The organism is Hyphobacterium marinum (assembly GCF_036330325.1).
Lineage (GTDB): Bacteria > Pseudomonadota > Alphaproteobacteria > Caulobacterales > Maricaulaceae > Hyphobacterium > Hyphobacterium marinum.
In genome coordinates, this window is sequence record NZ_JAZDRO010000001.1 from 57,762 (window position 1) to 82,670 (window position 24,909).

Here is a 24,909-nt window from a genome sequence, read left to right on the forward strand (position 1 = left end):
GTGCCGCCGCTACTGGACCAGTGGCGAAGACGCGCCTTTCAGTTTGACCCCGGTGATGCGGGCCTCTCCCAGCACCAGCGAGATGAATTGGGAAACGGCGCGGCGCCAGCTGGCGTCACGCAGGAATTCGTCGACGAGCGGGCGGGCCGTGTCGAAATCCGGCACCGAACCCCGGGCCACATGCTCCAGCCGGATGATGTGGAAGCCGTAGGGTGTTTCGACCGGCGTGGTGGTGATGTCGCCCGGCTTCATCGCCTTGAGGGCCGCCTCGAACAGCGGAGTGGTTTGTCCCTGTGTGATCTGACCGAGCCGGCCGCCTTCGCTGGCAGACGGACAATCTGACCGGTCGCGTGCCATGCGCTCGAACTGGCCCGGCTTGTCTTTCAGGGCTTCGATCAGGGCTTCGGCTTCGCGGCGGGCGCGGGCATAGGCCAGCGCATCGCGCTTGTCGGCCTGCAGCAGGATATGGGACGCCTCGAAGAGGTCCGGCGAACGGAAACGCGACTGGTTGTTTTCAAAGAAGCGCCGGCTGGAGTCTTTATCAGGCTCCGGCACCGAGACTTCCGACTCCAGCAATTGCCGGATCAATGCATCGGCGTCGGGTTCCGACCGCCCAGAGTCGTCCTTGGCCGGCTGCGGCGACAGGCCAATGGCCCGGGCCTTTTGCAGCAGGGCTTCCCGGATCACCAGGGCCTCGGCCGCGGCCTCCCACGCTTTCTCAGGACGATCTGCGCTGTGGTTCTGCGCTTCGGCCGCGATGTCCTGTGCCGGGATCGTCACATCATTGACGGTGACCGGAACGGCTTTTTCGGGCGCATTCGATATCAGGGTCGCGGTACTCATTTGCCCGCTCCCTTGGGGGCCCGGCGGCGGACGACCTGATAGCCGCTCCGGAAGACATAGCGGACCGGCGCGGAGAACATGTGGACCAGCCGCGTGAAGGGAAAGACGAGGAAGATCGTCAGGCCGAGGAAAATGTGGAGCTGATAGATCCAGTGTGCGCCCTCGACATAGGACGCCGCGGCGAAATCGAATTTGAAAATGGCTTGTGCCCAAGCCATGAAACGGACCATTTCCGCGCCGTCGAGATGCTCCATCGATGCACCGATGGTCCCGAGACCAAGCAGGAGCTGGGCCCAGAGCAGCAGAATGATGCCCATGTCCCAGAAGCTGGTTGTCGACCGGATTCTCGAATCGGTCAGACGCCGGTGGATCAGAATGGTTGCGCCGATGAAGCCGACCAGACCAGCCGACCCGCCCACCACAATGGCCACCATCTGCTTGAAGGGGTGGCTGACCCCCATCCAGTCGAACAGTTCGATGGGCGTCAGCAAGCCAACGAAATGCCCCATGAAGACCAGCAGCACGCCGATATGGAACAGTACAGAGCCAATCACGAGTTGGCGGCGGCGCAAAAGCTGGCTTGACCCGGCCCGCCAGCTGTAGGGCTCGCGGTCATAGCGGATGATCGACCCGACGATGAGCACGGCGATGGCGATATAGGGATAGATGCCGAAGACGAAATTGTGCAGGAACTCGGTCATGGCCGGTCTCCTTTCGATGGATTTGTGGCAGGCGGCACCGCCATCTGGCTGAGCATGTCCTTGGCGACCGGGCAGCCGGCATTGGGATCGGGACCGAAGATGACCTGTTCTTCCTCCCAGGCCTTGTCGATGGCCTCGAGCGACTGGTCCTCCTCGGCCGGTGTTTCCACCTCGGCGTCATCAAGGGCGGCATGCCGGTCGGCGATCTGACCCAGCGCACCGAAAACCGATGCGTAAACGCTTTCGCGCTTGCGAAGCCGGTCGGCGAGGGCATCGAGAACGTGCACCGCCTCGCCCAGAAGCGCCCGGGCGTCTGCCAGTTCCTGCGTCGAAAGATATTCGAGGAAAAGCGGCAGAAAATCCGGCAATTCGTTGGCCGGCGGTTCCAGCCCGGACTGCTCGTACAGCGCCTTGAGATCGACCATGGCCTGTCCGCGATCGCGGCTTTCACCATGGACGTGTTCAAACAGGTGGAGCGACAGGGAACGCGACCGGTCGAACAGCTCGACATAGCGTTCCTGCAAGGCATAGAGGTCCCGTTCGGACAGCTCGGCCGCCAGCTCGCCGAGCGCGGTCAGATCCGGCCCGGCAACGAGCCCCTCCTCGTTGAGCACGCCCCGGAAATCCCGGGCCGCGTCACAGATTTCCCGTGTCGGGTAGCACAGGAGTGCGGCAAGTACCTTGAAGGTCTTAGTCATCAGCTGCGCTCCATCGGTGTAACCTGGGCCCGGCGGCGCGGTCCGCCGAACAACGACGTCTTGCTCGACCCATCCGAACATCCGTTGCCAAAGCTGAACCCGCATTCGCCGCGGATATCGAAAGCCTCTTCGGCCTCTTCCCGGTGCGAGGTCGGGATGACGAAGCGGTCCTCATAATTCGCGATGGCCATGATCTGATACATGTCCTCGATCAGGGCCTGATCGAGACCGACCGCTTCGGCGATGGAGGGATCCACCACGCCGTCGACGGTCTTGGCGCGCATATAGGCCCGCATCGCCAGCATCCGCTCGAGCGCCACCGCCACCGGTGCTTCATCACCCGCCGTCAGGAGGTTGGCGAGATAGCGCAGCGGAATGCGCAGCGACCGGACGTCGGGCATGCCGTTGTCGGATTCGATGGCACCGGTCTCGGCGGCATTCTTGATCGGCGAGAGCGGCGGGACATACCAGACCATGGGCAGGGTCCGGTATTCGGGGTGTAGCGGGAACGCCACCTTCCAGTCGATGGCCATCTTGTAGACCGGCGATTGCTTGGCGGCCTCGATCCATGCATCTGGCACGCCGTCCTTGCGGGCCTGTTCCTGGATTTCCGGGTCGTTCGGATCGAGGAAGATGTCGAGCTGGGCCTGGTAGAGGTCCTGCTCATTCTCGACCGACGCGGCCTCCTCGATACGGTCCGCATCGTAGAGCATCACGCCGAGATAGCGGATTCGGCCCACGCAGGTTTCCGAACACACGGTCGGCTGGCCGGCCTCGATCCGCGGATAGCAGAAGGTGCACTTCTCGGACTTGCCGCTCGACCAGTTGAAATAGATCTTCTTGTAGGGGCAGCCCGACACGCACATGCGCCAGCCGCGGCACTTCTCCTGGTCGATGAGAACAATACCGTCCTCGTCCCGCTTGTAGATCGCTCCCGACGGACAGGCCGCCGCACAGGTCGGGTTCAGGCAATGCTCGCACAGGCGCGGCAGGTACATCATGAAGGTGTTTTCGAACTGGCCGTAGATCTCCTTCTGGACACCTTCGAAATTGTAGTCTTCGGAGCGCTTGGAGAATTCGCCGCCCAGGATTTCCTCCCAGTTCGGACCCCATTCGATCTTTTCCATGCGCTCCCCGGAAATCAGTGAGCGCGGACGGGCCGTGGGGAAGGCTTTCGACTCCCCGGCCGTTTGAAGATGGCCGTAATCGAAGGTGAAGGGCTCGTAATAGTCGTCGATCTGGGGCAGGTCGGGATTGGCAAAAATCTTCGCCAGGATCCGCCATTTCGATCCCATCTTTGGGTGAAGGCTGCCATTGCCGGACCGTTTCCAGCCGCCATTCCAGCGGCCCTGGTTTTCCCAGTCCTTCGGATAGCCAACCCCGGGCTTGGTCTCGACATTGTTGAACCAGGCGTATTCAACACCTTCGCGGCTGGTCCAGACGTTCTTGCAGGTCACCGAACAGGTGTGGCAGCCGATGCACTTGTCGAGATTGAGGACTTTGCCGATTTGCGCGCGGATCTTCATTCTGCTGCCTCCATGGCGTCATCAGCCGGGCCTTCCAGCCAGTCCACCTTGTCCATCTTCCGGACGACCACGAATTCATCGCGGTTCGATCCGACCGTGCCGTAATAGTTGAACCCGTAGGATTGCTGCGCGTACCCGCCAATCATGTGGGTCGGCTTCAGCGTTGCGCGCGTCACGGAATTGTGGATGCCACCGCGCTGACCGGTCATTTCGGACCCCGGCACATTCACGATCTTTTCCTGGGCGTGATACATGAACAGCGTACCGGACTTGATCCGCTGCGAGACGACCGCCCGGGCCACCAGGGCACCATTCGAATTGTAGGCTTCCACCCAGTCGTTATCGACAATGCCGGCCGCTTCAGCGTCCTCTTCGGAGAGCCAGACGATCGGGCCGCCCCGCGACAGGGTCAGCATCAGGAGATTGTCGGTATAGGTGGAGTGGATTCCCCACTTCTGGTGCGGCGTGATGAAATTCAGCACGACCTGCTTGTTGCCGTTGGGCTTGGAATCGATCACCGGCGCAATGGTCGCCGTATCGATTGGCGGCCGGTAGACGCACAGGCCCTCGCCGAACACCAGCATCCATTTGTGATCCTGGTAGAGTTGCTGCCGCCCGGTCAGTGTCCGCCACGGAATACGCTCGTGCACATTCGTGTAACCGGCATTGTAGCAGACCTTCTCGCTTTCGATGCCCGACCAAGTCGGTGACGAAATGATCTTTCGCGGTTGCGCCACGACATCACGGAACCGGATCTTCTCGTCTTCCTTGGGCAGTGCCAGATGGGTGTGATCGCGCCCGGTATTCTTCGACAAGGCATCCCATGCCTTCACGGCCACTTCGCCATTGGTCTCCGGGGCCAGCATGAGGATGGTTTCCGCCGCATCGATGGCGGTCTCGATTTTGGGTCGTCCCTTGGACACCCCCTCTTCGAGCACCACACCATTGAGCGCGGCCAGGTTCTCGACCTCATGGTCGGTGTTCCAATTGATCCCCTTGCCGCCATTGCCAAGTGAATTCATTAGCGGACCGAGCGAGGTAAACTTGCGGTAGATATCCGCATAGTTGCGCTCGACCACGGCGATCTGGGGCATGGTCTTGCCCGGAACCGGATCGGTCTCGCCCTTGCGCCAGTCCTTGACGTCGAAAGGCTGGGCAATCTCTCCCGGCGTGTCATGCAGGATTGGCGTCAGGACGACATCTATTTCGGTACCCAGTTCCTCGGGTGCGATCTCCGACAGCTTGCGGGCCAGGCCCTTGAAAATGTCCCAGTCGCTGCGCGCTTCCCAGGCCGGGTCCACCGCGGCCGTCAGGGGGTGGATGAAGGGATGCATGTCCGACGTGTTGAGGTCGTTCTTCTCGTACCAGGTCGCGGTCGGGAGCACGATGTCGGAATAGACGCAGGTCGTTGACATGCGGAAATCGATCGTGACGAGGAGATCCAGCTTTCCTTCCGGTGCTTCATCGTGCCAGTCGACTTCAGACGGGCGATGCTCGGGGTCAGCTTCCGCACTCATGACACCATGGCGAGCACCGACCAGGTGCTTGAGAAAGTATTCGTGCCCCTTGCCAGACGACCCCAGAAGGTTTGAGCGCCAGACAAAGAGATTGCGCGGCCAGTTCGCCGGATTGTCCGGGTCCTCGCACGACATCCGCATCGCGCCCGATGACAGACTTTCGACGACATAGTCCTTGGGGTCCTTGCCGGCCGCCTTCGCAGCCTTGGCAATGTCCAGCGGATTGGTCTGCAATTGCGGCGCGGACGGCAGCCAGCCCATGCGCTCGGCGCGCACATTCCAGTCGATCATCGCGCCCGACCAGTCACCTGCGGGCGCGGTGGGCGACACGATCTCGGTGACATCCAGCGTCTCGTAACGCCACTGGTCGGTATGCGCATACCAGCATGAGGTCGAATTCTGGTGACGGGGTGGCCGGTTCCAGTCGAGCGCAAAGGCCAGTGGTTGCCAGCCTGTCTGCGGCCGCAGTTTTTCCTGGCCGACATAGTGCGCCCAGCCGCCGCCTGACTGACCGATACACCCGCACATCACCAGCAGATTGATGATGCCGCGGTAATTCATGTCCATGTGGTACCAGTGGTTCAGGCCCGCCCCGAGAATGACCATGGACTTGCCTTCGGTCTTCTCGGCATTGGTCGCAAATGCCCGCGCCGTGGCGATGATCTTCTTGTGATCGACACCAGTGATCTTTTCGGCCCAGGCCGGCGTGTAGGGCTCAACATCGTCGTAGCCCGACGCCAGGTGGTCGCCGCCCAGTCCGCGATCGAGGCCGTAGTTCGCGCACAACAAATCAAACACCGTCACGACCAGCGCATCGCCATCGGCCAGTGCCACGCGTCGGGCCGGCAGCTTGCGCATCAGCAGATCGGGGTGATCGGTTCCGGAGAAATGGTCATGGTGCTTGTTCCCGAAATAGGGAAAGGCCACATCAACGACCTCATCATGCCGGTCGTCGAGGATGAAGGAGAGTTCGAGCTCAACCTCTTCGCCAGCACCGTCCTTCTGCTCGAGATTCCATTTGCCCTTCTCGCCCCAGCGAAAGCCGATCGAGCCGCGCGGCGCGACATAGCGGCTGGTCCTGCGGTCATAGGCGATCGTCTTCCAGTCCGGATTGTTGTCTTCACCCAGCCCGTCGGAAAAATCGGACGCCCGCACGAGCCGTCCCGGCACCAGGCGCCCGTCCTTTTCTTCCAGGCGAACCAGGTTGGGCATGTCGGTATTTTCGCGCGCATAGCGCTCGAAATAAGGAGCCTGCCGGTCGAGATGGTATTCGCGCAGGATCACGTGCCCCATCGCCATGGCGAGGGCGGCATCGGTGCCCTGCTTGGGATTGAGCCAGATATCGCCGAATTTCGCCGCTTCGGAATAATCCGGGCAGATCACCGCGCTCTTGGTGCCGCGATAGCGCGCCTCGGTATAGAAGTGCGCGTCCGGCGTCCGCGTCTGCGGGACATTCGAGCCCCAGATCAGCAGGAAACCGGCATTGTACCAGTCGGCCGATTCCGGGACGTCGGTCTGCTCTCCCCAAGTCTGCGGGCTGGCCGGCGGCAGGTCGCAATACCAGTCATAAAAGGACATGCAGACGCCGCCGAGCAGCGAGAGATAGCGCGATCCGGCTGCATAGGAGACCATCGACATGGCCGGGATCGGTGAGAATCCGAAGACACGATCGGGACCGTATTCCTTCGCAGTATAGGCATTGGCCGCAGCAATGATCTCGTTGACCTCGTCCCAGGTCGCGCGCACGAACCCGCCGCTGCCGCGCTTGGAAACATAGGATGTACGGACAATCGGATCGGACTGGATCGACCGCCAGGCCGCCATCGGCGTCCGGGTTTCCCGCGCCTTGCGCCAGGCCTTGAGCAGGCGTGAGCGGATCAGCGGGTATTTCAGGCGGTTGCCTGAATACATGTACCAGGAATAGCTCGCGCCGCGCGAGCACCCGCGCGGCTCATGGTTGGGCAGGTCGGGCCGGGTCCGCGGGTAGTCGGTCTGCTGGGTTTCCCAGGTCACCAGACCGCCCTTGACGTAGATCTTCCAGCTGCACGAGCCGGTGCAGTTCACCCCGTGTGTCGAACGGACAATCTTGTCGTGTTGCCAGCGCTTCCGGTAGGAATCCTCCCACTTCCGGTCTTCGGTTGTGGTGATGCCGTGGCCGTTTGAAAACCGCTCTGTCTTGCGCGTGAAAAAGGTCAGGCGGTCGAGAAGATGACTCATGATGACAATCCTTTACGGGTTTTTCACGTCAGCGCCGGGGCGCAGGTAGAACCACCAGTTGATGGCAATGCAGACGGCATAGAAAATGGCAAAGCCGATCAGGGCGTATTCCGGCGTGGTGGCGCGGATCTGCTCGCCAAAGACCTGCGGGATGATGAAGGCCCCATAGGCGGCGACCGCTGAAGTCCAGCCCAGGACCGGACCAGCCTGTTCCCGATCGAAAACCATGGCGATCGTGCGGAACGTGGATCCGTTTCCGATCCCCGACGCCGCGAACAGGATAAGGAAGAGGACGAGGAAGGGCAGGAAATACTCTTCCGGCGTTGCCGAGCTGTAGGCCTGCTTCATGAACCAGGCGACGCCCAGCGCGCAGACCACCATGACCACAGAAATGATCTGGGTCACAAGCGCGCCGCCGAACTTGTCAGCCAGCTTGCCGCCGATCGGACGGATCAGCGCGCCGATAAACGGACCGGTCCAGGCAAACATCAATGCGCTGGGTCCGTTCGTGTTGATCGTGTCGTGGGTCATCACGCCGTCGACCATCAAGTGCTGGAAGCCGAAGATGACCTTGATCGCGAGGCCGAAGGCGGCCGCATACCCGATGAACGAGCCGAAGGTCATCGTGTAGATGACGGTCATTGCCCATGTGTGCTTGTTCCGGAATATCCGGTACTGGCGATCAAGGCTCTTCCGGATCGCGCCGGGAATGGCTTTCAGGGCGAACACCGTGGCAGCAATGACAGCGGGCAGGACCAGCCATTTCGAGAGGCCCCAGCCCGAGCCGTTGGCTTCCGCGGGCAACATCAGCCACAGACCTGCGGCCGCCATGACCAGACCAATCGAGAGCATGCCAGCGATCTTACCGAAGGCGACGAGCGGCGATCCAATATTGGGCGAGACGTGTTCGTCGCGAATATTGTTCATGCCAAACCAGGTCGCCAGCACGACCGGAACGAGGATCGCGACCCAGACGAAGCCGGCATTGTGCAGGAAGGTTTCGGTACCCGCCGGTATGCGTCCGATCAGTGTGCCCGACGTGTTCTGCAGGATCATCGACGTGCCGCCGAAAATGCCGACCGTCATCACAAGCGGGATGAGAATCTGCATCGTGGTGACGCCGAAATTGCCCAGCCCTGCATTCATGCCGAGCGAGTAGCCCTGCACCTTCTTGGGGAAGAAGAAGCTGATATTCGACATAGAACTGGCGAAGTTGCCGCCACCGAAACCCGACAACAGCGCCATCAGCTGGAACTGCCAGAGTGGCGTGTCCGGATTCTGCAAAATGATGGCCGTGCCGGCGGACGGCAGCAGAAGCAGGGCCGTTGTGAAAAAGATCGTGTTGCGGCCGCCTGCGAGGCGGATGAAGAAGGTCGAGGGGATCCGCAAAGTCGCACCGGACAGGCCGGCGATCGCCGTCAGCGTGAAGAGCTCAGCCTGGCTGAAGCCGTAGTTCAGATTGATCATCTGGACCGTGATGATGCCCCAGTAGAGCCAGACGGCGAAGCCGCACAGCAGGGCGGGGATCGAGATCCAGAGATTCCGGTTCGCGATTGCCTTGCCGGTCTCTTGCCACTGCCCCGCATCTTCGGGGTTCCAGTTGTGAAGGTCTTTGGCCATGTCCGTTATCCTGTTCAGCAGGGATGCCGTGGTGACACCGCGGAGGGGAGTTGCGTCACCACGGCCCTGACTCAGTGGGTTCCCGGTGCCGCAAGCGGCCCGTCGGGGACATCACTGAGGTGTGTCTCGTCAGCAAGTTGCGGGTATTTGCGGCGCTCCATCCGCCGGATGGCGACATGCATCCAGACGGTCGAGACGAGCACGATGAGGAACATCAGCATGAAGCAGCTGGTCCAGACGCCCGTCAGGTCGTTCATGATGCCGAAGCTGATCGGAAGGATGAAACCGCCCAGGCCGCCGATCATGCCGACGAGCCCGCCCACGGCACCGACGTGGTGCGGATAGTAGACCGGGATGTGCTTGTAGACGGCGGCCTTGCCGAGCGACATCACAAAGCCGAGGCCGATGGTCAGGACCGCGAAGAGCGGCACGCCAATTCCAAAGCTGAACTCGATCGGACCGTCGATTCCGCTGACGATATAGCGCGTTTCGGGATAGCTCAGGATGAACAGACAGACGAGTGACACCAGGAATGTGAGATACATCACAAACCGCGCACCCCACTTATCCGACATCCAGCCGCCCAGCGCCCGGAAGATCGACGCTGGCAGCGAGTAGGCCGCCGCCAGCATTCCGGCGGTCTGCAAGTCGAGATCGTATGCCCCGACATAGTAGCGCGGCAGCCAGGAGGCGAGCGCCACAAAAGCCCCGAACACAAAGAAGTAGTAGGTTGCGAAACGCCAGACCTGAGGATTCTTGAGCGGCTCAAGCTGCATCAGGGCCGACGGACTCTTCGCGCCGGTCCGGCGCTGCTCGACCAGAACCGGATCATCCTTGGTGAACAGCCAGTAGATGGCCGCCATCAACAGAAGGGCACCGGCGTAGATCTGGGCGGTTTGCTGCCAGCCGAAGGCCACTACCAGAAACGGAGCCCCGAAATTGGTAACCGCCGCCCCCATATTGCCGACGCCGAAAATGCCCAGCGCGGTTCCTTGCGAACGGGCGTCATACCATCGCGAGACATAGGCTATGCCGATGATGAAGGACCCGCCGGCAAGACCGACACCCAGGGCCGCGATCAGGAACATCGGGTAAGTCGATGCCATGGACAGGAGAAAGGCCGCGACCGCAGTCGTGACCATCTGGATCGGGAACATGATCCGCCCGCCATATTTCTCAGCCAGGATGCCGAGGAATATGCGGCTGATGGATCCAGTCAGAACCGGCGTCGCAACAAGCAAGCCGAACTGTGTTTCCGACAGGCCCAACTCGGCTTTGATGCGGACGCCTATGATGGAAAATATCGTCCAGACGGCAAAACAGACCGTAAAGGCCAAGGTGCTCATCCCCAGCGCCTGACGCTGTTGACCCTGCGTGACGTTGTCGAGTGCAGCCATCGGATCCCCCAGATCGTTGAGCAGCTTGATTCATTCCACTTGCAAAGGAGTGGCACATCGAAACCTGATCTGGAATGGCTACACTTGTCGCGCGTCAAAGCAACGCAGCAATAATTGTGGGGGGCACTATTTTTGGTTCAGTAATTAAACTTTTTTGTTTGTTTGTTTGTTTCAAATCAAATAGTTAGTTGATGAATGTCAAGACGTGTAGTATCGCCATGCCGTCACGCCAGATAGGGGGGCGGCATGCGCGACACGGACAAGGACATCATACGGGGCCTGCGGCTATTCGCGGACGTCGAGGCTGACAAGTTCGACTCGCTGATGATGGCCGCCTATGCCCAGCGCTTTCCCGCGCATGTCGATTTGATCCGTGAGGGGGAGACAGCCGATTTCCTCTACATTGTCCTTGAAGGCAGCGTCGAGCTTTTCTCGACCAGTCATGGCCGCGAAACCTCGATGGCCATCGTCGCGCCCGTTTCGACCTTCATTCTTGCTGCGACCATCAAGGACGCTCCTTATCTTATGGCGGCGCGCACGCTCGAACCGTCAAAGCTCTTGCTGATTCCGTCGTCGAATGTGCGAACGGTATTCGGGGACGACCCGGCCTTCGCCCGGGCGATCGTGACCGAGCTGGCGAGTTGCTACCGGTCTGTTGTGAAATCGATGAAGAATCTAAAATTGCGGACGGCTATCGAACGCGTCGGCAATTACATCATCCGTCTGCACGACAAGTCCGGTAAAGCCGACATCGTCGAACTGCCCTTCGGAAAGCGAAACCTCGCGTCTATCCTGGGCATGACGCCGGAAAACCTGTCGCGCGCATTCGGTGCGCTCCAGTCGCACGGCATAATGATGGACGGAGCCCGAATAGAAATCCTTGACCGTGCGGCTCTGGAGGCCATCAGCAAGCCCAACCCGCTGATCGACGACCCGCGCAGTTAAGACCGTTCCTGACCTGTCATTCGGTTTTTCAGACGCTGCGACCTCACGTCACTTGCAATGCGGCTCGATTGATGTTTGTCAAGACGAACAAAACGCAGGACATGGGTCTTGGATCGCACCTTTTACATAGACCAGAAGCCACCGCTGGTGGATCAGTTCGGCCGCCGCATTACCTATCTGCGTCTGTCCGTCACCGATCGCTGCGATCTGCGATGCGTCTACTGTATGAAAGCCCGGCCGGACTTTCTGCCCAGATCCGAGCTTCTCTCCCTTGAAGAACTGACCATTCTCTGTGATGCCTTCATTGCCCGTGGTGTGACCAAGATCCGGCTGACCGGCGGCGAACCTCTTGTTCGCAAGGACGTCCTCTCACTGATTGAAAATCTCGGTGCGAGGCTTGGCAAGACTGGGCTGGAAGAAGTCTGCCTGACAACGAATGCAACCCAGCTGGACAAGTTCGCCGGTCGGATCGCCGACTCAGGTATCGAGCGGCTCAACATCTCCCTTGATACGCTGGAGCCCGAGACATTCCGGACGCTTACGCGTGGCGGCGACATCCAGAAAACCCTGTCCGGGATTGCCGCAGCTCAAGCGGCAGGACTTCGCATCAAGATCAATACTGTCGCGCTGAGAGGCACGAACGATCGGCACCTGCCTGATCTGATTGCCTGGGCGCATGGCCAGGGCCACGATCTCTCGCTGATCGAGGTCATGCCGGTTGGCGAGATTGGGGTGGATCGCGCCACCCAATTCCTGTCACTGGCAGAAGTTCGCGAAACACTCGAAGCGCGTTGGACGCTGACCGATCTGCCGGACACGACCGGCGGCCCTTCCCGCTATGTCCGGATTGAAGAGACCGGCGGACGGCTGGGGTTTATCTCACCGCTGACGGGGAATTTCTGCGCCGGCTGCAACCGGGTCAGACTGACCTGTACCGGCCAACTTTACATGTGCCTGGGCAAGAACGGGTCCGTCGATTTGCGCGATGCTGTCCGCAATGAGGAGCCCGGTGCGGTCGATGCGCTGCTCGACGAGGCTATGTCCGCCAAACCATTGCAGCATGATTTCGACGTCTCGCCCGGCGCAAAGTCGCCCGTCACGCGTGATATGGCGCGCACCGGGGGGTGAACATGAAACTAACTTTGGAATTCTTTGGTCCGTTAAGAGACCGGGTGGGGCAAGCATCAACCGTACTCACGCTTGTTGAGCGCCCCCAATCCATCCCCGCCCTGATTGAAACGCTGGTTCCGCTGCTGGAGTCGGGTGAGGCGTTGCGCGACCCGCATTTGCGCGTCGCCATCAATGACCAGTTTTGTAGCTCCGCTGAGAACTTGATGCTGCACGATCATGACCGCGTGGCGTTTCTCTCGCCCTTTTCCGGCGGATGATGACCAGGTCTGACATCGTTCTGACCGGCGAATGCCTGGATATCGAAGCGCTTAATCGCCGCTTGCAGTCTGGCGTGCACTCGGGAGCGGTCTCGACTTTCACTGGCCTGGTTCGCAGCAGCGACGCGCTAACCGCACTGGAGCTATTGCATCATCGCGTCCTGACCCCGGCTGCGCTCCAGCGCATTGCGAAGGCCGCGATGAACCGTTTTGGCGTTGCAGATCTGCTGATCGCCCACAGATATGGCCGGATGGCGGTTGGAGAGCCGATAGTCCACATCGCCGGCGCAGCACCGCATCGCCGCGCCGCTTTGGATTGCGTCAGCTATGCGATCGACGTTCTGAAGACGCAAGCACCGTTCTGGAAACGCGAATGGCGCGGCGATAAGTACGACTGGGTGGAACCAACACTGGACGACCACGAAAAGGCTGCCACATGGATGGAGACAGACACATGACCGGCATTCCCTCGACGGTCGGTTTCGCCGTCATGACCGTATCCGACACGCGCGACAGCAAGACCGACAAGACCGGTCCCTGGCTGCGCGAGCAGATCACCGCAGACGGCCATGCGGTCATCGACCATGCCATCGTCCCGGATCATATCCCGGACATCCAGTCCCGGTTGAAAAGCTGGATTGCCCATCCGGACATCCACGCCATTATCGCGACCGGCGGAACCGGTCTGACGGGCCGCGATGTGACACCGGAAGCGTGCCGCCCCCTGTTCGACAAAGAGATGGACGGGTTCGCCGCCGTGTTTCACCAGGTCAGCTTCCGGTCGGTCGGCGTCTCGACCATCCAGTCACGCGCCATCGCGGGCATTGCCGGCGGCACCTATATCTTTGCCATTCCCGGCTCGACCGGCGGCTGCCGCGACGCCTGGAATCATGTCTTGCGCGATGAATTTGATCGTACCCATGGCCCCTGCAACCTCGTTGAACTCATTCCGCGGCTCACGGAGCAATAGCATGCTCACGCTCGACGAGGCCCTGTTGCGAATCCGGGACGGGCTGAGCGCATTGCCGTACGAGACCGTTCCGGTCGGTGAGGCGGGCGGACGCTATCTCGCCGCGCCCGTCGTAGCCGCCCGCACCCAGCCCCCTTTCGACGCATCGGCCATGGACGGCTATGCGGTCCGGTCCGCCGACCTGACCGGTGCCTCGGTCACATTGCGGCTGGCGGGCGAGTCTGCAGCCGGTCATGCCAGCAAGACCATGCTGGAGGCTGGCGAGGCCTTCCGGATTTCGACCGGTGCCCCGATGCCGGCTGGGGCTGACCAGGTCGTCATCCAGGAGAATTGCGCGCGCCAGGACGGGCAGATCACCACCGGGCAGCCGGGACAGCCCGGCGCGCATATCCGCCGGGCCGGTATCGATTTCACAAGGGGCGACCGACTGCTCGACGCAGGACAGCGAATTTCCGCGACCGCGATCTCACTGGCTGCCAGCGCGGGACTGGCCGACCTGACTGCCATCCGGCAGCCGCGCGTCGGCATTCTCTCAACCGGGGACGAGCTCGTCGAGGCCGGCGAGACGGCCCGTCCCGACCAGATCATCAACTCGCTGGCCCCGGGGATCGCCCGGCTGGTGACCGAATGGGGTGGACTCCCTCGGTATCTCGGGATTGCGCGTGACACCCCCGAGGACGTCCGCGCCGGCCTGGCCCACACCCGTGACCTCGATCTGCTCGTCACCATTGGCGGCGCTTCAGTTGGCGACCATGACCATTTGCGGTCCGTCTTCGCCGAACTCGGCGGTACGCTGGTCTTCGAGAAAATCGCCATCAAGCCCGGCAAGCCGACCTGGTTCGGACACCTCGATGCCACCCCAGTTATTGGTTTGCCCGGCAATCCGGTCTCGGCAATGGTGATGGCGCGCCTGTGCCTGAAGCCTGTGCTCGACAGCCTCCTGGGGGTTCACGATCCCGCCATTTTCCGAACGGCGCGCCTCAATGCCGCCCTGCCCGCCAATGGTCCGCGCGAAACCATGATGCGCGCGCGGATCGACCCGGAAACCGGTCGGATCGGTCCGCTGGTGAACCAGGATTCCTCGGCCCTGTCAGCGCTGGCCGCGTCAAATGCCCTGATCCGGCGTCCCGCCAACGCCGGGGCCGCCAAGGCCGGTGACACGGTCGAATACCTTCCCCTGGGGCCGGAATGACCGCGACTGTCGCGATTGCCAGAGGCGGCTGAGCGCGATGGCCGTACGCAGCATCTGGTTCCTTGTCGCGGTCTTGGCTCTGGCGCTCGGGGCGCTCGGTGTTTTTCTGCCCCTGTTACCGACAACGCCATTCATTCTGCTCGCCGCTTACGGTTTCGCGCGTTCATCGCGGCGGATGCATGCCTGGCTGGTGGGTCATCGCTTGTTCGGCCCCGCGATTGCCAACTGGAATCGGTACGGAGCCATAGACCGGCGCGCCAAGGTGCTCGGTGTCGCTTCGCTGGCAGCCGTCCTGATCCTGTCTGTTGCCTTCGGAGTGCCGATCCACGCCATCTGGGTCCAGGCGGCTGTCCTGTCGGCATGCGCGATCTTCATCCTGTCCCGCCCCGTTCCCCCAGAGCGCCGGAGAGGCTGAAGCCTTTGACTTGATATTAATCAATAATGCACCGGCCTCAGTTAGGGTTCCCACGGGGAAAACCGGGGCGGACACCATGAATCTGATTGAACGGGCACGGAAAAATGTCGCCGCGCATTCGACCGGTTTCGAGCCGGTGACCGAGGTTCGGCACTTGCTTACCGAGGAAGAACGCGAATTCGCAGACAGCCAGGTTCGGGATCTGATCCTGGAGAATGTCCGCCAGTCCGGGCTTTTCCGGTCCGATGCTGTGGACCACGTTGCGCACGTCATACTGATCGAACCGACAGTTGAACGTGTTCTGACCAGTGGAGCCGCGGCGAACCGTGAAGAGAAAGGGCGACTCGGCCTGGGCCGCCATATTGGGCTGGGGACGGACTTCTCCGAAAGCGTGCTCGACATGCGCGGGTCGGCCGCCATCGAGTTCGTCCGGCAAATATTTGCCCAACTGCAAACGCGGCACCGCTGTACAATGCTGCGGGCTCTGGGCGCGCGTCATGATCGGAGCACCCGGAATCTCCATGTCCGGCTTCATGCCGGCGAAACGTCCTGTGTCGACAGCCTTGACTGCGATGGGGACATATATGGCCTCGCAGACCTTCCAGATTTTCCTCTGCCCGGTTGTCAATCAAGGGAATGCCCTTGTTCGCTGGAACTGATCGTCGCGCGGGGAACGCCACGCGCGGTACCGTCCCGTCTGTTGGGCAGGCTCGCCCACTTGTTCAAACGGCACAGGTGAGCTGCCCGCGCCTGCCGAGGCCAGTCGGGATCAGGCGCGGCGCGGCGAAATCAGCATGGGCGCATACCCCAAAGCGAAAAGCCCGAACGCCGCGCTCCAAAGTCCCGCTGCGGCTCCAAGCCAGATCGGATCATTGTAGGCGAATGCCGCGATCACCCGAATGATTGCTCCTGCATGGACCAGCAGATAAGTCGCTGTTGTGAGGATGTTGGCGGTCCGTGGGCGGCCGGTATGGCCCAGGCTGGCGCGCGTCATGACGGCCAATGTCATGCTTCCGATCAGGCCTGCGGCCAGAGCATGCACACCGGCAGCGGCCGGAACGGCTTGCGGCCAGACAGCCGAGCTACCAATGAGAACCAGCGCCACGAACAGCCACAGAAAGCCTGCGTGAAGCGACCAGACGAGGGGTTCACGCAACGTCGTCAGGCCTTGCCAGCGCGCGAGACGGACCAGCTGGGCCGTGCCGGCACCGATCATCAGGATGCCGTTTGCCCAATGGCCGGGGAAGCCGACCCAGGCCAGTATAGCGACGGCAGTCAAGCCGAGCGCCATCTTGTCGAGGACCTGCATAGGCGACGGCATGCGCTGAGAGGCCGGATGCGCGTTTGCGGCCAGCCAGTTCCGCGTGAAACTCGGAACGATACGTCCACCAATCAGGGCGATCAGCAGGGCGGCGACACCAAAGGTCGCGCGGATTGCGCCGGCCTGCAGATCCGGGTGATGGAAGGCCGCATGGGATATTGCGAATAGTGTGATCAGCACAGCGATCGGCAGGTTGCGCCAGTTCTTCCCCGACAGGATTTCCCGAAACACGATGAGGGCCAGGACGACCAGAAAACTGCCATCGATCAGGACATGCCAGGTCGCGTCGCCTGCAAGGAACGCCAACCGCCCCGCCAGCCAGACAAGAAAAAGCGCCGCGAGCCCCTGCCCGGCGACAGGAGCACGGCCGGTCCAGTTGGGGATTGCGGTAAGGGCGAACCCGCAGACAATGGCTGCAAGGACCGCGTAGAGCATCTCGTGGGCGTGACCTGCCACGCCCTGCGACGGGCCGAGCCACCCGAGATATTCAGCCGCCCACAGAGGTACGAGCAAAGCGGCCCAGGCGGCTCCACCCAGAAAGAACGGCCGGAATGCATTCTGCAGAATGGGCGGGGCGGACCGGCGCAGGGCACCACGGTCGATGGACTGGGTCATGGAGCATTCGATCCACAGAATTGACAATTCTCAAGTGTATCGACAATTCACGGCCCCTGAATGAGGCGCATTGTCACGCGGAATGCTCGCCTAACCGCATTTCGAATATCCGCAGCCCGAACAGGTGATGCATCCCTCCTGCTTGATCAGCGACGGCTGGTGGCATTTCGGACAAAGAAGGCCGGGAGGCGGCGCAGCGATTTCCTCGATTTCGGCCGTTCCGGCACGACCCCGCGCCTGTTCACTCAACAGGGTAAGCGGAAGCGCCCCGCTATCTAGCGCATTGAGATGACGCTCGATCACACCTCCAATGACGGCCAGCAGGCTGGGCGCATAACGTCCCTCGACAAAGGCACCGCCCTGAGGATCGAATACGGCTCCTAGCTCCTCGGCAACGAAACGGACGTCGCCGCCTCTGCGGAAGACAGCTGAGATCATGCGGGTCAGCGCCAGGGTCCAGGCATAATGGTCCATGTTCTTGGAATTGATGAAAACCTCGAAGGGCTTGCGCACGCGCTCAGTGGCACCAGCCCCGTCATCAATGTCCTCGATGATATCGTTGATGGTGACATAGATGGCGTGTTCGCTGTGCGGCCAGCGAACCTTGTAGGTTTGCCCCGGCAATTCCACAGGCCGGGTGGCGATGGCGGTTGGAGCAGCGGCAGTCGCGCGCTGTTTCGCCTGCTCCGCCGTTTCGGGTTTGGACAGGACCGATCCCGTGATGTCGTTGGGCCGGTAGGTCGTGCAACCCTTGCACCCCAGATCATAGGCCTGGCGGTAAACGTTCTTGAATGTCTCGAACGCGATATCGCGCGGCAGGTTGATCGTCTTCGAGATTGAACTGTCGATCCACTTCTGCGCAGCGGCCTGCATCACGACATGTTCGCGCGGTGTCAGGGCATCGGCTTCGACAAAACTGTCGGGCAATTCCGCGTCCGGGCCGAACATCGTGCGGAAAACCCGGTAAGCATAATCCTCTACCGTCTCGTCAACCTGACCACCGTCCGGAAGGCGGACGGTACGCACGAAGCTGTAGCCGAACACCGGCTCGACACCGCCGCTGGTGTTATTGGCGAGCAGGGAAATCGTACCTGTCGGCGCAATCGATGTCAGATGACTGTTCCGGATGCCGTGTTGAGCGATCAGGTCCCGTACATCGGCGTCGAGCGCCTGGATCATCGGTGCTTGCAAATACTGGTCGGCCTCAAAAAGCGGGAAAGCGCCCTTTTCGGCCGCCAGACGGGCACTGGTCCGATAGGCCTCATTGGCGATCGTGCCCATCCAGGTCTCGACAGCCTCGACGGCTGCCTCCGAGCCATAGCGGAGCCCGCACATGACCAGCGCATCGCCCAGCCCGGTTACGCCCAGGCCCAGGCGGCGCTTGTTGACCGCCTCTTTGCGCTGGGCCTCGAGCGGGAAATTGCTGACATCAATGACGTTGTCCATCATCCGGACCGCAGTCGCGACACAGGATTTCAATCCGTCTGTATCCAGCCGGGCCGAAGGCGAGAACGGGTCCGTGACAAAGCGGCTGAGATTGACCGAGCCCAGCAAGCAGGCCCCGTAGGGCGGAAGGGGCTGCTCGCCGCAGGGATTGGTCGCGGCGATGTCCTCCAACCAGGACAGGTTGTTGGCCGCATTGATACGGTCGATGAAGATGACACCGGGCTCGGCATAGTCATAGGTCGCCTTCATGATCGCGTCCCAGAGGTCGCGGGCGCGGAGCGTGTCGTGGACCTTGCCATCAAAGTGCAGCGGCCAATCGGCATCCGCGTCGACAGCCCTGATCAGCGCGTCGCTGACCAGGACCGAAAGGTTGAAATTGCGCAAACGGTCCCGATCCCGCTTGGCTTCGACAAAGGACAGGATGTCGGGGTGGTGGTCCCGCATGACCCCCATCATGGCACCCCGGCGCGACCCGGCGCTCATGATCGTCCGGCACATCGCGTCCCAGACATCCATGAAACTCAGCGGCCCGCTGGCATCGGCGTCCACACCGGCGACCCGGCTGCCTTTGGGGCGAATGGTCGAGAAATCGTATCCGATACCGCCGCCCTGCTGCATGGTGAGTGCGGCTTCCTTCAACATGTCGAAAATTCCGCCAAGACTGTCCGGTATAGTCCCCATGACGAAGCAGTTGAACAGCGTCACGTTGCGGCCTGTTCCGGCACCCGAGAGGATTCGCCCGGCAGGCAGGAAGCGAAAGTCGTCAAGCTGGTCTCGGAAACGGCCCTGCCAATGGGATGCCTTCCGGCCTTCGCAGCGCGAGAGGGCGTGCGCAACCCGGTCCCAACTGTCCTCGATTGTCCCGTCGCCTGCATCACCGCTGGGACTCCGGAAGCGGTACTTCATATCCCAGATATCGGTGGAGATTTTTTGCAGTGTCACTTGCGGCTGCGTGACGGGCGGAGTGCCGTGATCGGACTGAGTCCAGTCCGCGAGCGCCGTGTCCATGGCGATGACCTTTCGGAACGATATATTGTGGAAATCAGTCTCCCCTCCTCAACATATTGTGCCGGAAATCGTGCGTAATCAGCGCGGCAGGCTGCCGCGCGGCACCGGGCCGCACGCCCAGCGACTTGACATTTATCAATTTATGTGCGTCTCCAGCCGTGCAAGAAATTCGGGCATCAGGGCGGCGCGGAAATCCTCGTTTTCCCAGAACGGGTTCATGAAGACACAGCGGATCAGGACCAGGGTCGGGGCATCCACGACCCCGTCATATCCGACCACGTGGGTATTAATCATTTCCCCGTAATTTTCGGCTGCCAGAACAGTGCGCGACACCGAGAAGGCCGGATCGGGGACGAAACCCGCGAAGGCCCGGGCTGTTCTTGCGTTCGCTTCGCTCAACGTGTCGCCGGGTCGCGCCAATGAAAAGCACACGATGTTAGAATCGGCCGGTTCAAGGAGCCGCACCAACGGGTTTCCGTCCCTGAGAGCCCTGGAGAAGAAGACCCGGCTGTCAATTGTCCCGGCCATGATCCGACCGAAGCGGTCGGGCCCAAAGGTGAGGGTTTTTCCGGTCAACCATACCGCAGCCGCGCCGGCCCCGCTTCTCGATCCTTCCAGGGTCATCATCCAGCGGTCATTGGCAGCAGCTCGGTCGATATAGGGCGCGGCAAACAGGGAGTTGGCATAACTGTCGCGATCACGGACGAGGAAAGCGCCACAGGAATAGGGCACATAGCCCAGCTTGTGCGGGTCAAGCGTCACCGAATTGGCCCGCCGTATGGCTTTCAGGGCTGATCGCGCGCCCGCCTCCAGCCGGTCTTCTGCGTCTCCTCCCAGCATGGCGCACAGAAAGCCGCCCCAGGCCGCGTCGACATGGTGCCAGATGTGCAGGCCGGATTGCCGGTATTCATCGAGCCGGTCGCAGACGGCATCGACCGGGTCGATTTCCCCGGCTTCGGTTGTCCCGGCCACGCTGATCACCGCCAGAACCGGGCGGCCATCGGAATGGGCCCGGGCAATCGCGGCATTTAATGCCGGCAGGCTCAGCCGGCCCTGCGCATCTAGCGCGACCGGCCAGAAAGCCTCTTCGCCCAGGCCGAAGACATTGGCGGCTTTCAGCCAGGAGAAATGCTTGTTCCCGGGAACCAGCAGGACCGGGCCCCGCCAGTCACGCCCGGACGCTTCAGAGATCCGGGCTGCGATCTCGAACGGATTGCCCAAAACACTGCTGGCCGCCCGCAACTTGGCCTCCGATATGTCATGCGCTGCCGCGAGTTCGGAAAACCGGGACCAATCCATATGCGCTGATGCAACCGGATCGAGTGGCTTCCCACTCCGCTCGGCAATGCACAATCCGAGAGACAGGCAATGGTCCATCCGGTAGCGCGCGCGCCAGACGCCCTCGAAATTGGCAAGTGTACCGCCACTGGTGAAATGTCCCTGTGCCGCCGCCGGGTCGTAGCCGACCATTCCGGCCAGCATCGCAATCGCCTCGTCCTCGACCCTCCCGCTGACGCGGGCCACGTCCCGGGACGTATTGTTGGGGTTGTGCAGTAGCGTCGCGAAATGACCCAGCAAGGCCGGCACCGATAATTCAGACACCATGTGCCCGATATAGCGCGGCGTGTATTTCGGGACTTCGCCGGCCATGAGTTCGGTCAGCTCGCGAACCCTCTGCGCCATGATTTCACGCTCGGCCAGGAAATCCGGGGACAACCGCACCTGTTCCGGAAGGGGCGAGGGGTCATCGGCAAACAGGGCGCGGCGCCAGTCAAACCAGCGATCCAGGACGGCCTGGAACTCGGACCGGAGCCAGGACGCATTTTCCGATTTCGGTCCGAGGAAATAGGCCCCGGCGCTGACTGTCTTGTCTGACATGGTTGAATTTCCCTGTCCAGAAATGCGGCGACTTGCCACCTCCTCAGACCGCCCATCATTGATAAATGTCAATGGACATATCCGCGCACCCTCGAGGATTGAGTGATGTCCCCCTCAGCTGCATTCCTTAAATACGCCCGCCAAAACACGCCCCGATACACGAGTTATCCGACGGCTCCGCATTTCCATGAGGGCGTTGATGCACGGGTCGTTTCCCGGTGGCTGACCGATCTTCGTCCGGATGCCCGCGGGTCGCTCTACCTGCACATCCCGTATTGCCGGGAGATGTGCTGGTATTGCGGCTGTTCGACACGGGCGACCCGGCGAGACGGACCGGTCGCGACCTATACCGAGCTTCTCCTGGAGGAGATCGGACTTTATGCTGAGCGCCTAGCTGCGCGCCCGCGTATCGACCATGTCCACTTCGGCGGCGGCACACCGACCATCCTGTCCGGAGTTCAGTTTTCTGCAATCATGGCGCGCCTACGGGCGGTATTCGAGATATCCGGGACTGCGGAAATCGCCGTCGAGGTCGATCCGCGCCTCTTTTCGGCCGGCAAGGCCCGGGAACTGGCGGCGGCTGGCGTCAACCGTGCCAGCTTGGGGGTTCAGACCCTCGATCCCGCCGTTCAGAAGAAGATCAATCGCATCCAGCCCGCGCAATCGGTGGCCAATTGTGTCCGCGACTTGCGTGACGCCGGTATCGATCATGTCAGCTTCGATCTCCTCTACGGCCTTCCCGGTCAAACGATCCAATCCTGCCTGGACACGGTCCGGCAGGCGCTGGCCTTCGAACCGGACCGCCTGTCGATTTTCGGCTATGCGCACGTCCCGCACCTCAAACGGCACCAGAGACTGATCCGGGACGAGGATTTACCGGACACAGAAGCCCGGATTGAACAGGCGCTGGCGATGAACCGAGCTGCGCGTGAGGCAGGCTACGTACCGGTTGGCATCGACCACTATGCGGGCCCGGACGACGACATGGCAAAAATGGCTGCAACCGGAACCCTGCACAGGAATTTCCAGGGCTATACGACCGACCGGGCGGAGTATCTCCTTGGCTTGGGGGCCTCTGCCATAACCCGCACACCGTCGGGCTACGCCCAGAACACGCCTGATGTCGTGCAATGGAGCCGCGCCATCATGTCCGAGCAGCTGGCGACAGTCCGCGGTATCGCCCTTGGTCCTGAAGATCGACTGCGGGGCGAAATCATTGAACGGCTGATGTGTGATCTTCGCGTGGATATTAGCGCGTTGAGCGCGCGTATTCCGGACACCATCCCCATGCCGTCAATGGACGATCTACTAGAAGACGGAATTGTGCACCGCGAAGGCAATCAGCTAACACTGCTGGAGGAGAACCGGATGCTCGCCCGGGTCGTGGCTGCCCGTTTCGACGCCTACGCGCCGTCAAACGGTACGGCCCGCCACTCGCCGAGCGTTTAGCTTCCGCTGGGGTAGACGCTAGGGCAGGCAATACATTGCCGCCATAAATACATGTAATTAATTGAATATATTTCGACGCTATGGCGGTGGCGTCAGACTAAAGCGAACTGGTCTCTGTTTGCCGGTAATTGGGTGAATCAGGCGGCAAGTTGCCGCCACTCGGCCAGAGCGGCGTGCCGGTTCTGGTTGAACCGAGCGGGAGCAATATATCCTGATTGGAATTTATGGCGGTGCTGACAGACAAAAGCGAACCGGTCTCAGTTATCTAAGGTTCGCTGGTTTTAGCCACCAAGTTGGCGTCATTAGCCGCCCAGTTTGAATTTCAGACCCAACGCTGGCCGCTCGATCAAGTGCCAGGATGCAGCAGCTACAGCCAGCGAAAGCGGAATGCCGTAAGCGGCCAGTTCCAGCGGAGATCGCGCCACATCGAAATGCCACAGGCTCTGCATGACCGGATAGTGCCAGATATAAATGCCATAGGACCAGTCCGGGATGCGTGCGCCGGATGGCAGGCGTTCCAGCGCAGCAAATCCGGCCCAGAATATCAATACGGCCAACACACCATTCCAGAAAAGTTCCGACAGGGCATGATCGCCCATCAATATCGCGATAGGCAGCAGGAGGATCACAGGCAGAATTGTGATCGGCAGCCGGTCGCGGAACTGATGGATGACCATACCGAGCAGGAAGACCGAGCCGAACCGTCCGCCATGGGTGATCATGGCCGGAGCGTCTGGCCAGAGTAGGCGGATAGCCAGATAAACGGCGGTCCCGGCGATGAACAGGCCAAGGATCGGCCAGCGTCCCCAGACAAACCGGGTGAAGAAGAGCAAGGCGGCCGCAGCATAGGCCAGAACTTCATACCGCAGCGTCCAGAGCGTGGCGGAAAACTCGCCTTCGGCCGGATTGCTGGTGAATATCCCGGCGGGACCGCCGGATGTGTCGGCAAAGGCCAGCACATTGGGCGCGTAGAGCCAGGTTGTGGCGCTCGACCAGTATTGCGCTGGCGGCAGGCTGGTCACCAGCGGACCGATTGCCAGCGTGGCCAGAAGGGCCAGCACGACCAGCGCGGGAATGATCCGCAGAAAGCGGGCAAGCGCGAAGGCTTTGGCATCGCTGCGCCGCTCCAGGCTGTCAGCGATCAGGAAGCCGGACAGGATGAAAAAGCCGTTCACGGCGAGATATCCGGCGGACCAGCCATTGGCCGCGATCAGTGGCGACAATTCCGGGCCCCGGATCACCACGAAAACATGTTCCAGCATGACCATGCTGGCGAGCACGAAGCGGATTGGCGTGAACCGGTTGTCGCGGCCGGTGAACGCGCTCCTGATAGTCGACGTAGCTATGACCCGAGCCCCCAATATGCTGACACAGAAGAATACGCCGCTCAGCATGATATCCCTCATGGCGGCCTATTTCACATGAAATGAGGGCTCATCGCTCGCTATTCGTATTTGGTTGAGAACATAGCGATTGGGAGGCTTATCTCATGTCTGATACAACCAGCGCGCCGCTGCGCATCATTCCGCTTGGGCTCACCTTGTCGACATTTCTGCTGATCACTTTTGTGATTTGTGTCGGCTTTGGGTTGCTCGCTCCACAACAATTCCACATGCACGAAGCTTGGGCCCCCTTATTGCCCGGCTTTGAGTGGTTGACCCCAACGGGTTTCCTGTTCGGCGCAATCGGGGCCTTTGCCTATGGCTGGTTTATCGCCATCGTCTTCGTACCCTTGCATGGTTTCTTCCACAAATAACGGAATG

At 61.2% G+C, this 24,909-nt stretch carries 21 protein-coding genes; 9 read left to right on the forward strand and 12 right to left on the reverse strand.

Going from position 1 to position 24,909, the window contains the following annotated elements; genetic code table 11:
- Positions 1-9: 9 nt before the first annotated feature.
- The 7 genes from V0U35_RS00225 to V0U35_RS00255 form a co-directional block, all read right to left on the reverse strand.
- Positions 10-843 (reverse strand): peptidylprolyl isomerase, encoded by an 834-nt coding sequence (locus V0U35_RS00225; protein ID WP_330194612.1) that lies wholly within the window; start codon positions 841-843, stop codon positions 10-12.
- Positions 840-1,544, reverse strand: a complete 705-nt coding sequence (gene narI, locus V0U35_RS00230) for a respiratory nitrate reductase subunit gamma (protein ID WP_330194614.1) — start codon at positions 1,542-1,544, stop codon at positions 840-842. Before narI ends, V0U35_RS00225 begins: the two co-directional genes overlap by 4 nt.
- Positions 1,541-2,242 carry a nitrate reductase molybdenum cofactor assembly chaperone gene (narJ, locus tag V0U35_RS00235; RefSeq protein ID WP_330194616.1) on the reverse strand — a complete coding sequence of 234 codons (702 nt, stop codon included), beginning with the start codon at positions 2,240-2,242 and terminating at the stop codon, positions 1,541-1,543. The genes narI and narJ overlap by 4 nt, the downstream gene beginning before the upstream one ends.
- Positions 2,242-3,768, reverse strand: a complete 1,527-nt coding sequence (narH, locus tag V0U35_RS00240) for a nitrate reductase subunit beta (protein ID WP_330194618.1) — start codon at positions 3,766-3,768, stop codon at positions 2,242-2,244. Before narH ends, narJ begins: the two co-directional genes overlap by 1 nt.
- Entirely contained in the window at positions 3,765-7,502 is a 3,738-nt protein-coding gene (locus V0U35_RS00245; protein WP_330194619.1) for a nitrate reductase subunit alpha, read from the reverse strand. The genes narH and V0U35_RS00245 overlap by 4 nt, the downstream gene beginning before the upstream one ends.
- A 12-nt stretch (positions 7,503-7,514) precedes the next feature.
- Positions 7,515-9,122, reverse strand: coding sequence for an MFS transporter (locus V0U35_RS00250; protein WP_330194621.1), 1,608 nt, complete (start codon positions 9,120-9,122; stop codon positions 7,515-7,517).
- A gap of 71 nt (positions 9,123-9,193) precedes the next feature.
- Positions 9,194-10,519, reverse strand: coding sequence for an MFS transporter (locus tag V0U35_RS00255; RefSeq protein WP_330194623.1), 1,326 nt, complete (start codon positions 10,517-10,519; stop codon positions 9,194-9,196).
- Between the two features lie 246 nt (positions 10,520-10,765).
- On the opposite strand from V0U35_RS00255, the gene V0U35_RS00260 reads away from it, so the two are divergent.
- The 7 genes from V0U35_RS00260 (at position 10,766) to V0U35_RS00290 (ending at position 15,429) form a co-directional block, all read left to right on the forward strand.
- Positions 10,766-11,464 (forward strand): helix-turn-helix domain-containing protein, encoded by a 699-nt coding sequence (locus V0U35_RS00260; RefSeq protein WP_330194625.1) that lies wholly within the window; start codon positions 10,766-10,768, stop codon positions 11,462-11,464.
- Positions 11,465-11,572: 108 nt separating this feature from the next.
- Positions 11,573-12,592: a GTP 3',8-cyclase MoaA gene (moaA, locus tag V0U35_RS00265; protein WP_330194627.1), complete on the forward strand. Its 1,020-nt coding sequence runs from the start codon at positions 11,573-11,575 to the stop codon at positions 12,590-12,592.
- Positions 12,593-12,594: 2 nt separating this feature from the next.
- Complete coding sequence (locus tag V0U35_RS00270; RefSeq protein ID WP_330194629.1) at positions 12,595-12,852, forward strand: MoaD/ThiS family protein; 258 nt, start codon at positions 12,595-12,597, stop codon at positions 12,850-12,852.
- Positions 12,852-13,310 carry a molybdopterin synthase catalytic subunit gene (locus V0U35_RS00275; protein WP_330194631.1) on the forward strand — a complete coding sequence of 153 codons (459 nt, stop codon included), beginning with the start codon at positions 12,852-12,854 and terminating at the stop codon, positions 13,308-13,310. Before V0U35_RS00270 ends, V0U35_RS00275 begins: the two co-directional genes overlap by 1 nt.
- Positions 13,307-13,822, forward strand: coding sequence for a molybdenum cofactor synthesis domain-containing protein (locus V0U35_RS00280; protein WP_330194633.1), 516 nt, complete (start codon positions 13,307-13,309; stop codon positions 13,820-13,822). Before V0U35_RS00275 ends, V0U35_RS00280 begins: the two co-directional genes overlap by 4 nt.
- 1 nt (position 13,823) lies before the next feature.
- Positions 13,824-15,014, forward strand: a complete 1,191-nt coding sequence (locus V0U35_RS00285) for a molybdopterin molybdotransferase MoeA (RefSeq protein WP_330194635.1) — start codon at positions 13,824-13,826, stop codon at positions 15,012-15,014.
- 37 nt (positions 15,015-15,051) lie between these two features.
- Positions 15,052-15,429 (forward strand): YbaN family protein, encoded by a 378-nt coding sequence (locus V0U35_RS00290; RefSeq protein WP_330194637.1) that lies wholly within the window; start codon positions 15,052-15,054, stop codon positions 15,427-15,429.
- A 37-nt stretch (positions 15,430-15,466) separates the two neighbouring features.
- Here the strand turns inward: V0U35_RS00290 and V0U35_RS00295 are convergent, their stop codons facing one another.
- From V0U35_RS00295 to V0U35_RS00310, 4 genes are all read right to left on the reverse strand, one after another.
- Positions 15,467-15,964, reverse strand: coding sequence for a hypothetical protein (locus V0U35_RS00295; protein ID WP_330194639.1), 498 nt, complete (start codon positions 15,962-15,964; stop codon positions 15,467-15,469).
- Between the two features lie 234 nt (positions 15,965-16,198).
- Positions 16,199-17,365, reverse strand: coding sequence for an NnrS family protein (locus V0U35_RS00300; RefSeq protein WP_330194641.1), 1,167 nt, complete (start codon positions 17,363-17,365; stop codon positions 16,199-16,201).
- Positions 17,366-17,455: 90 nt separating this feature from the next.
- Positions 17,456-19,819, reverse strand: coding sequence for an adenosylcobalamin-dependent ribonucleoside-diphosphate reductase (locus V0U35_RS00305; RefSeq protein WP_330194643.1), 2,364 nt, complete (start codon positions 19,817-19,819; stop codon positions 17,456-17,458).
- A 135-nt stretch (positions 19,820-19,954) separates the two neighbouring features.
- Positions 19,955-21,697, reverse strand: a complete 1,743-nt coding sequence (locus tag V0U35_RS00310) for a pyridoxal phosphate-dependent decarboxylase family protein (protein ID WP_330194644.1) — start codon at positions 21,695-21,697, stop codon at positions 19,955-19,957.
- Between the two features lie 105 nt (positions 21,698-21,802).
- Between V0U35_RS00310 and hemN the strand changes: the two genes are divergently transcribed.
- Positions 21,803-23,146, forward strand: coding sequence for an oxygen-independent coproporphyrinogen III oxidase (hemN, locus tag V0U35_RS00315; protein WP_330194645.1), 1,344 nt, complete (start codon positions 21,803-21,805; stop codon positions 23,144-23,146).
- A 302-nt stretch (positions 23,147-23,448) separates the two neighbouring features.
- Here hemN and V0U35_RS00320 read toward each other — a convergent pair whose 3' ends face one another.
- Positions 23,449-24,540 (reverse strand): acyltransferase family protein, encoded by a 1,092-nt coding sequence (locus V0U35_RS00320; RefSeq protein WP_330194646.1) that lies wholly within the window; start codon positions 24,538-24,540, stop codon positions 23,449-23,451.
- 95 nt (positions 24,541-24,635) lie between these two features.
- Here V0U35_RS00320 and V0U35_RS00325 point away from each other — a divergent pair, with 95 nt between their 5' ends.
- On the forward strand, positions 24,636-24,902 hold the full coding sequence (locus V0U35_RS00325) for a hypothetical protein (RefSeq protein ID WP_330194648.1): 267 nt from the start codon (positions 24,636-24,638) through the stop codon (positions 24,900-24,902).
- Positions 24,903-24,909: the final 7 nt, after the last annotated feature.

Excerpts from the sequence above, each read along its gene's own strand:
- V0U35_RS00325 (WP_330194648.1), top strand. The coding sequence starts at position 24,636 with ATGTCTGATACAACCAGCGCGCCGCTGCGCATCATTCCGCTTGGGCTC.
- V0U35_RS00310 (WP_330194644.1), bottom strand. The coding sequence starts at position 21,697 with ATGTCAGACAAGACAGTCAGCGCCGGGGCCTATTTCCTCGGACCGAAA.
- narH (WP_330194618.1), bottom strand. The coding sequence starts at position 3,768 with ATGAAGATCCGCGCGCAAATCGGCAAAGTCCTCAATCTCGACAAGTGC.
- V0U35_RS00225 (WP_330194612.1), bottom strand. The coding sequence starts at position 843 with ATGAGTACCGCGACCCTGATATCGAATGCGCCCGAAAAAGCCGTTCCG.
- V0U35_RS00250 (WP_330194621.1), bottom strand. The coding sequence starts at position 9,122 with ATGGCCAAAGACCTTCACAACTGGAACCCCGAAGATGCGGGGCAGTGG.
- V0U35_RS00260 (WP_330194625.1), top strand. The coding sequence starts at position 10,766 with ATGCGCGACACGGACAAGGACATCATACGGGGCCTGCGGCTATTCGCG.
- V0U35_RS00275 (WP_330194631.1), top strand. The coding sequence starts at position 12,852 with ATGACCAGGTCTGACATCGTTCTGACCGGCGAATGCCTGGATATCGAA.
- V0U35_RS00280 (WP_330194633.1), top strand. The coding sequence starts at position 13,307 with ATGACCGGCATTCCCTCGACGGTCGGTTTCGCCGTCATGACCGTATCC.
- hemN (WP_330194645.1), top strand. The coding sequence starts at position 21,803 with ATGTCCCCCTCAGCTGCATTCCTTAAATACGCCCGCCAAAACACGCCC.
- narI (WP_330194614.1), bottom strand. The coding sequence starts at position 1,544 with ATGACCGAGTTCCTGCACAATTTCGTCTTCGGCATCTATCCCTATATC.
- V0U35_RS00290 (WP_330194637.1), top strand. The coding sequence starts at position 15,052 with ATGGCCGTACGCAGCATCTGGTTCCTTGTCGCGGTCTTGGCTCTGGCG.
- V0U35_RS00295 (WP_330194639.1), bottom strand. The coding sequence starts at position 15,964 with ATGAAGCCGGACATGGAGATTCCGGGTGCTCCGATCATGACGCGCGCC.
- V0U35_RS00245 (WP_330194619.1), bottom strand. The coding sequence starts at position 7,502 with ATGAGTCATCTTCTCGACCGCCTGACCTTTTTCACGCGCAAGACAGAG.
- V0U35_RS00305 (WP_330194643.1), bottom strand. The coding sequence starts at position 19,819 with ATGGACACGGCGCTCGCGGACTGGACTCAGTCCGATCACGGCACTCCG.
- V0U35_RS00270 (WP_330194629.1), top strand. The coding sequence starts at position 12,595 with ATGAAACTAACTTTGGAATTCTTTGGTCCGTTAAGAGACCGGGTGGGG.
- V0U35_RS00320 (WP_330194646.1), bottom strand. The coding sequence starts at position 24,540 with ATGCTGAGCGGCGTATTCTTCTGTGTCAGCATATTGGGGGCTCGGGTC.
- V0U35_RS00300 (WP_330194641.1), bottom strand. The coding sequence starts at position 17,365 with ATGACCCAGTCCATCGACCGTGGTGCCCTGCGCCGGTCCGCCCCGCCC.
- V0U35_RS00255 (WP_330194623.1), bottom strand. The coding sequence starts at position 10,519 with ATGGCTGCACTCGACAACGTCACGCAGGGTCAACAGCGTCAGGCGCTG.
- V0U35_RS00285 (WP_330194635.1), top strand. The coding sequence starts at position 13,824 with ATGCTCACGCTCGACGAGGCCCTGTTGCGAATCCGGGACGGGCTGAGC.
- narJ (WP_330194616.1), bottom strand. The coding sequence starts at position 2,242 with ATGACTAAGACCTTCAAGGTACTTGCCGCACTCCTGTGCTACCCGACA.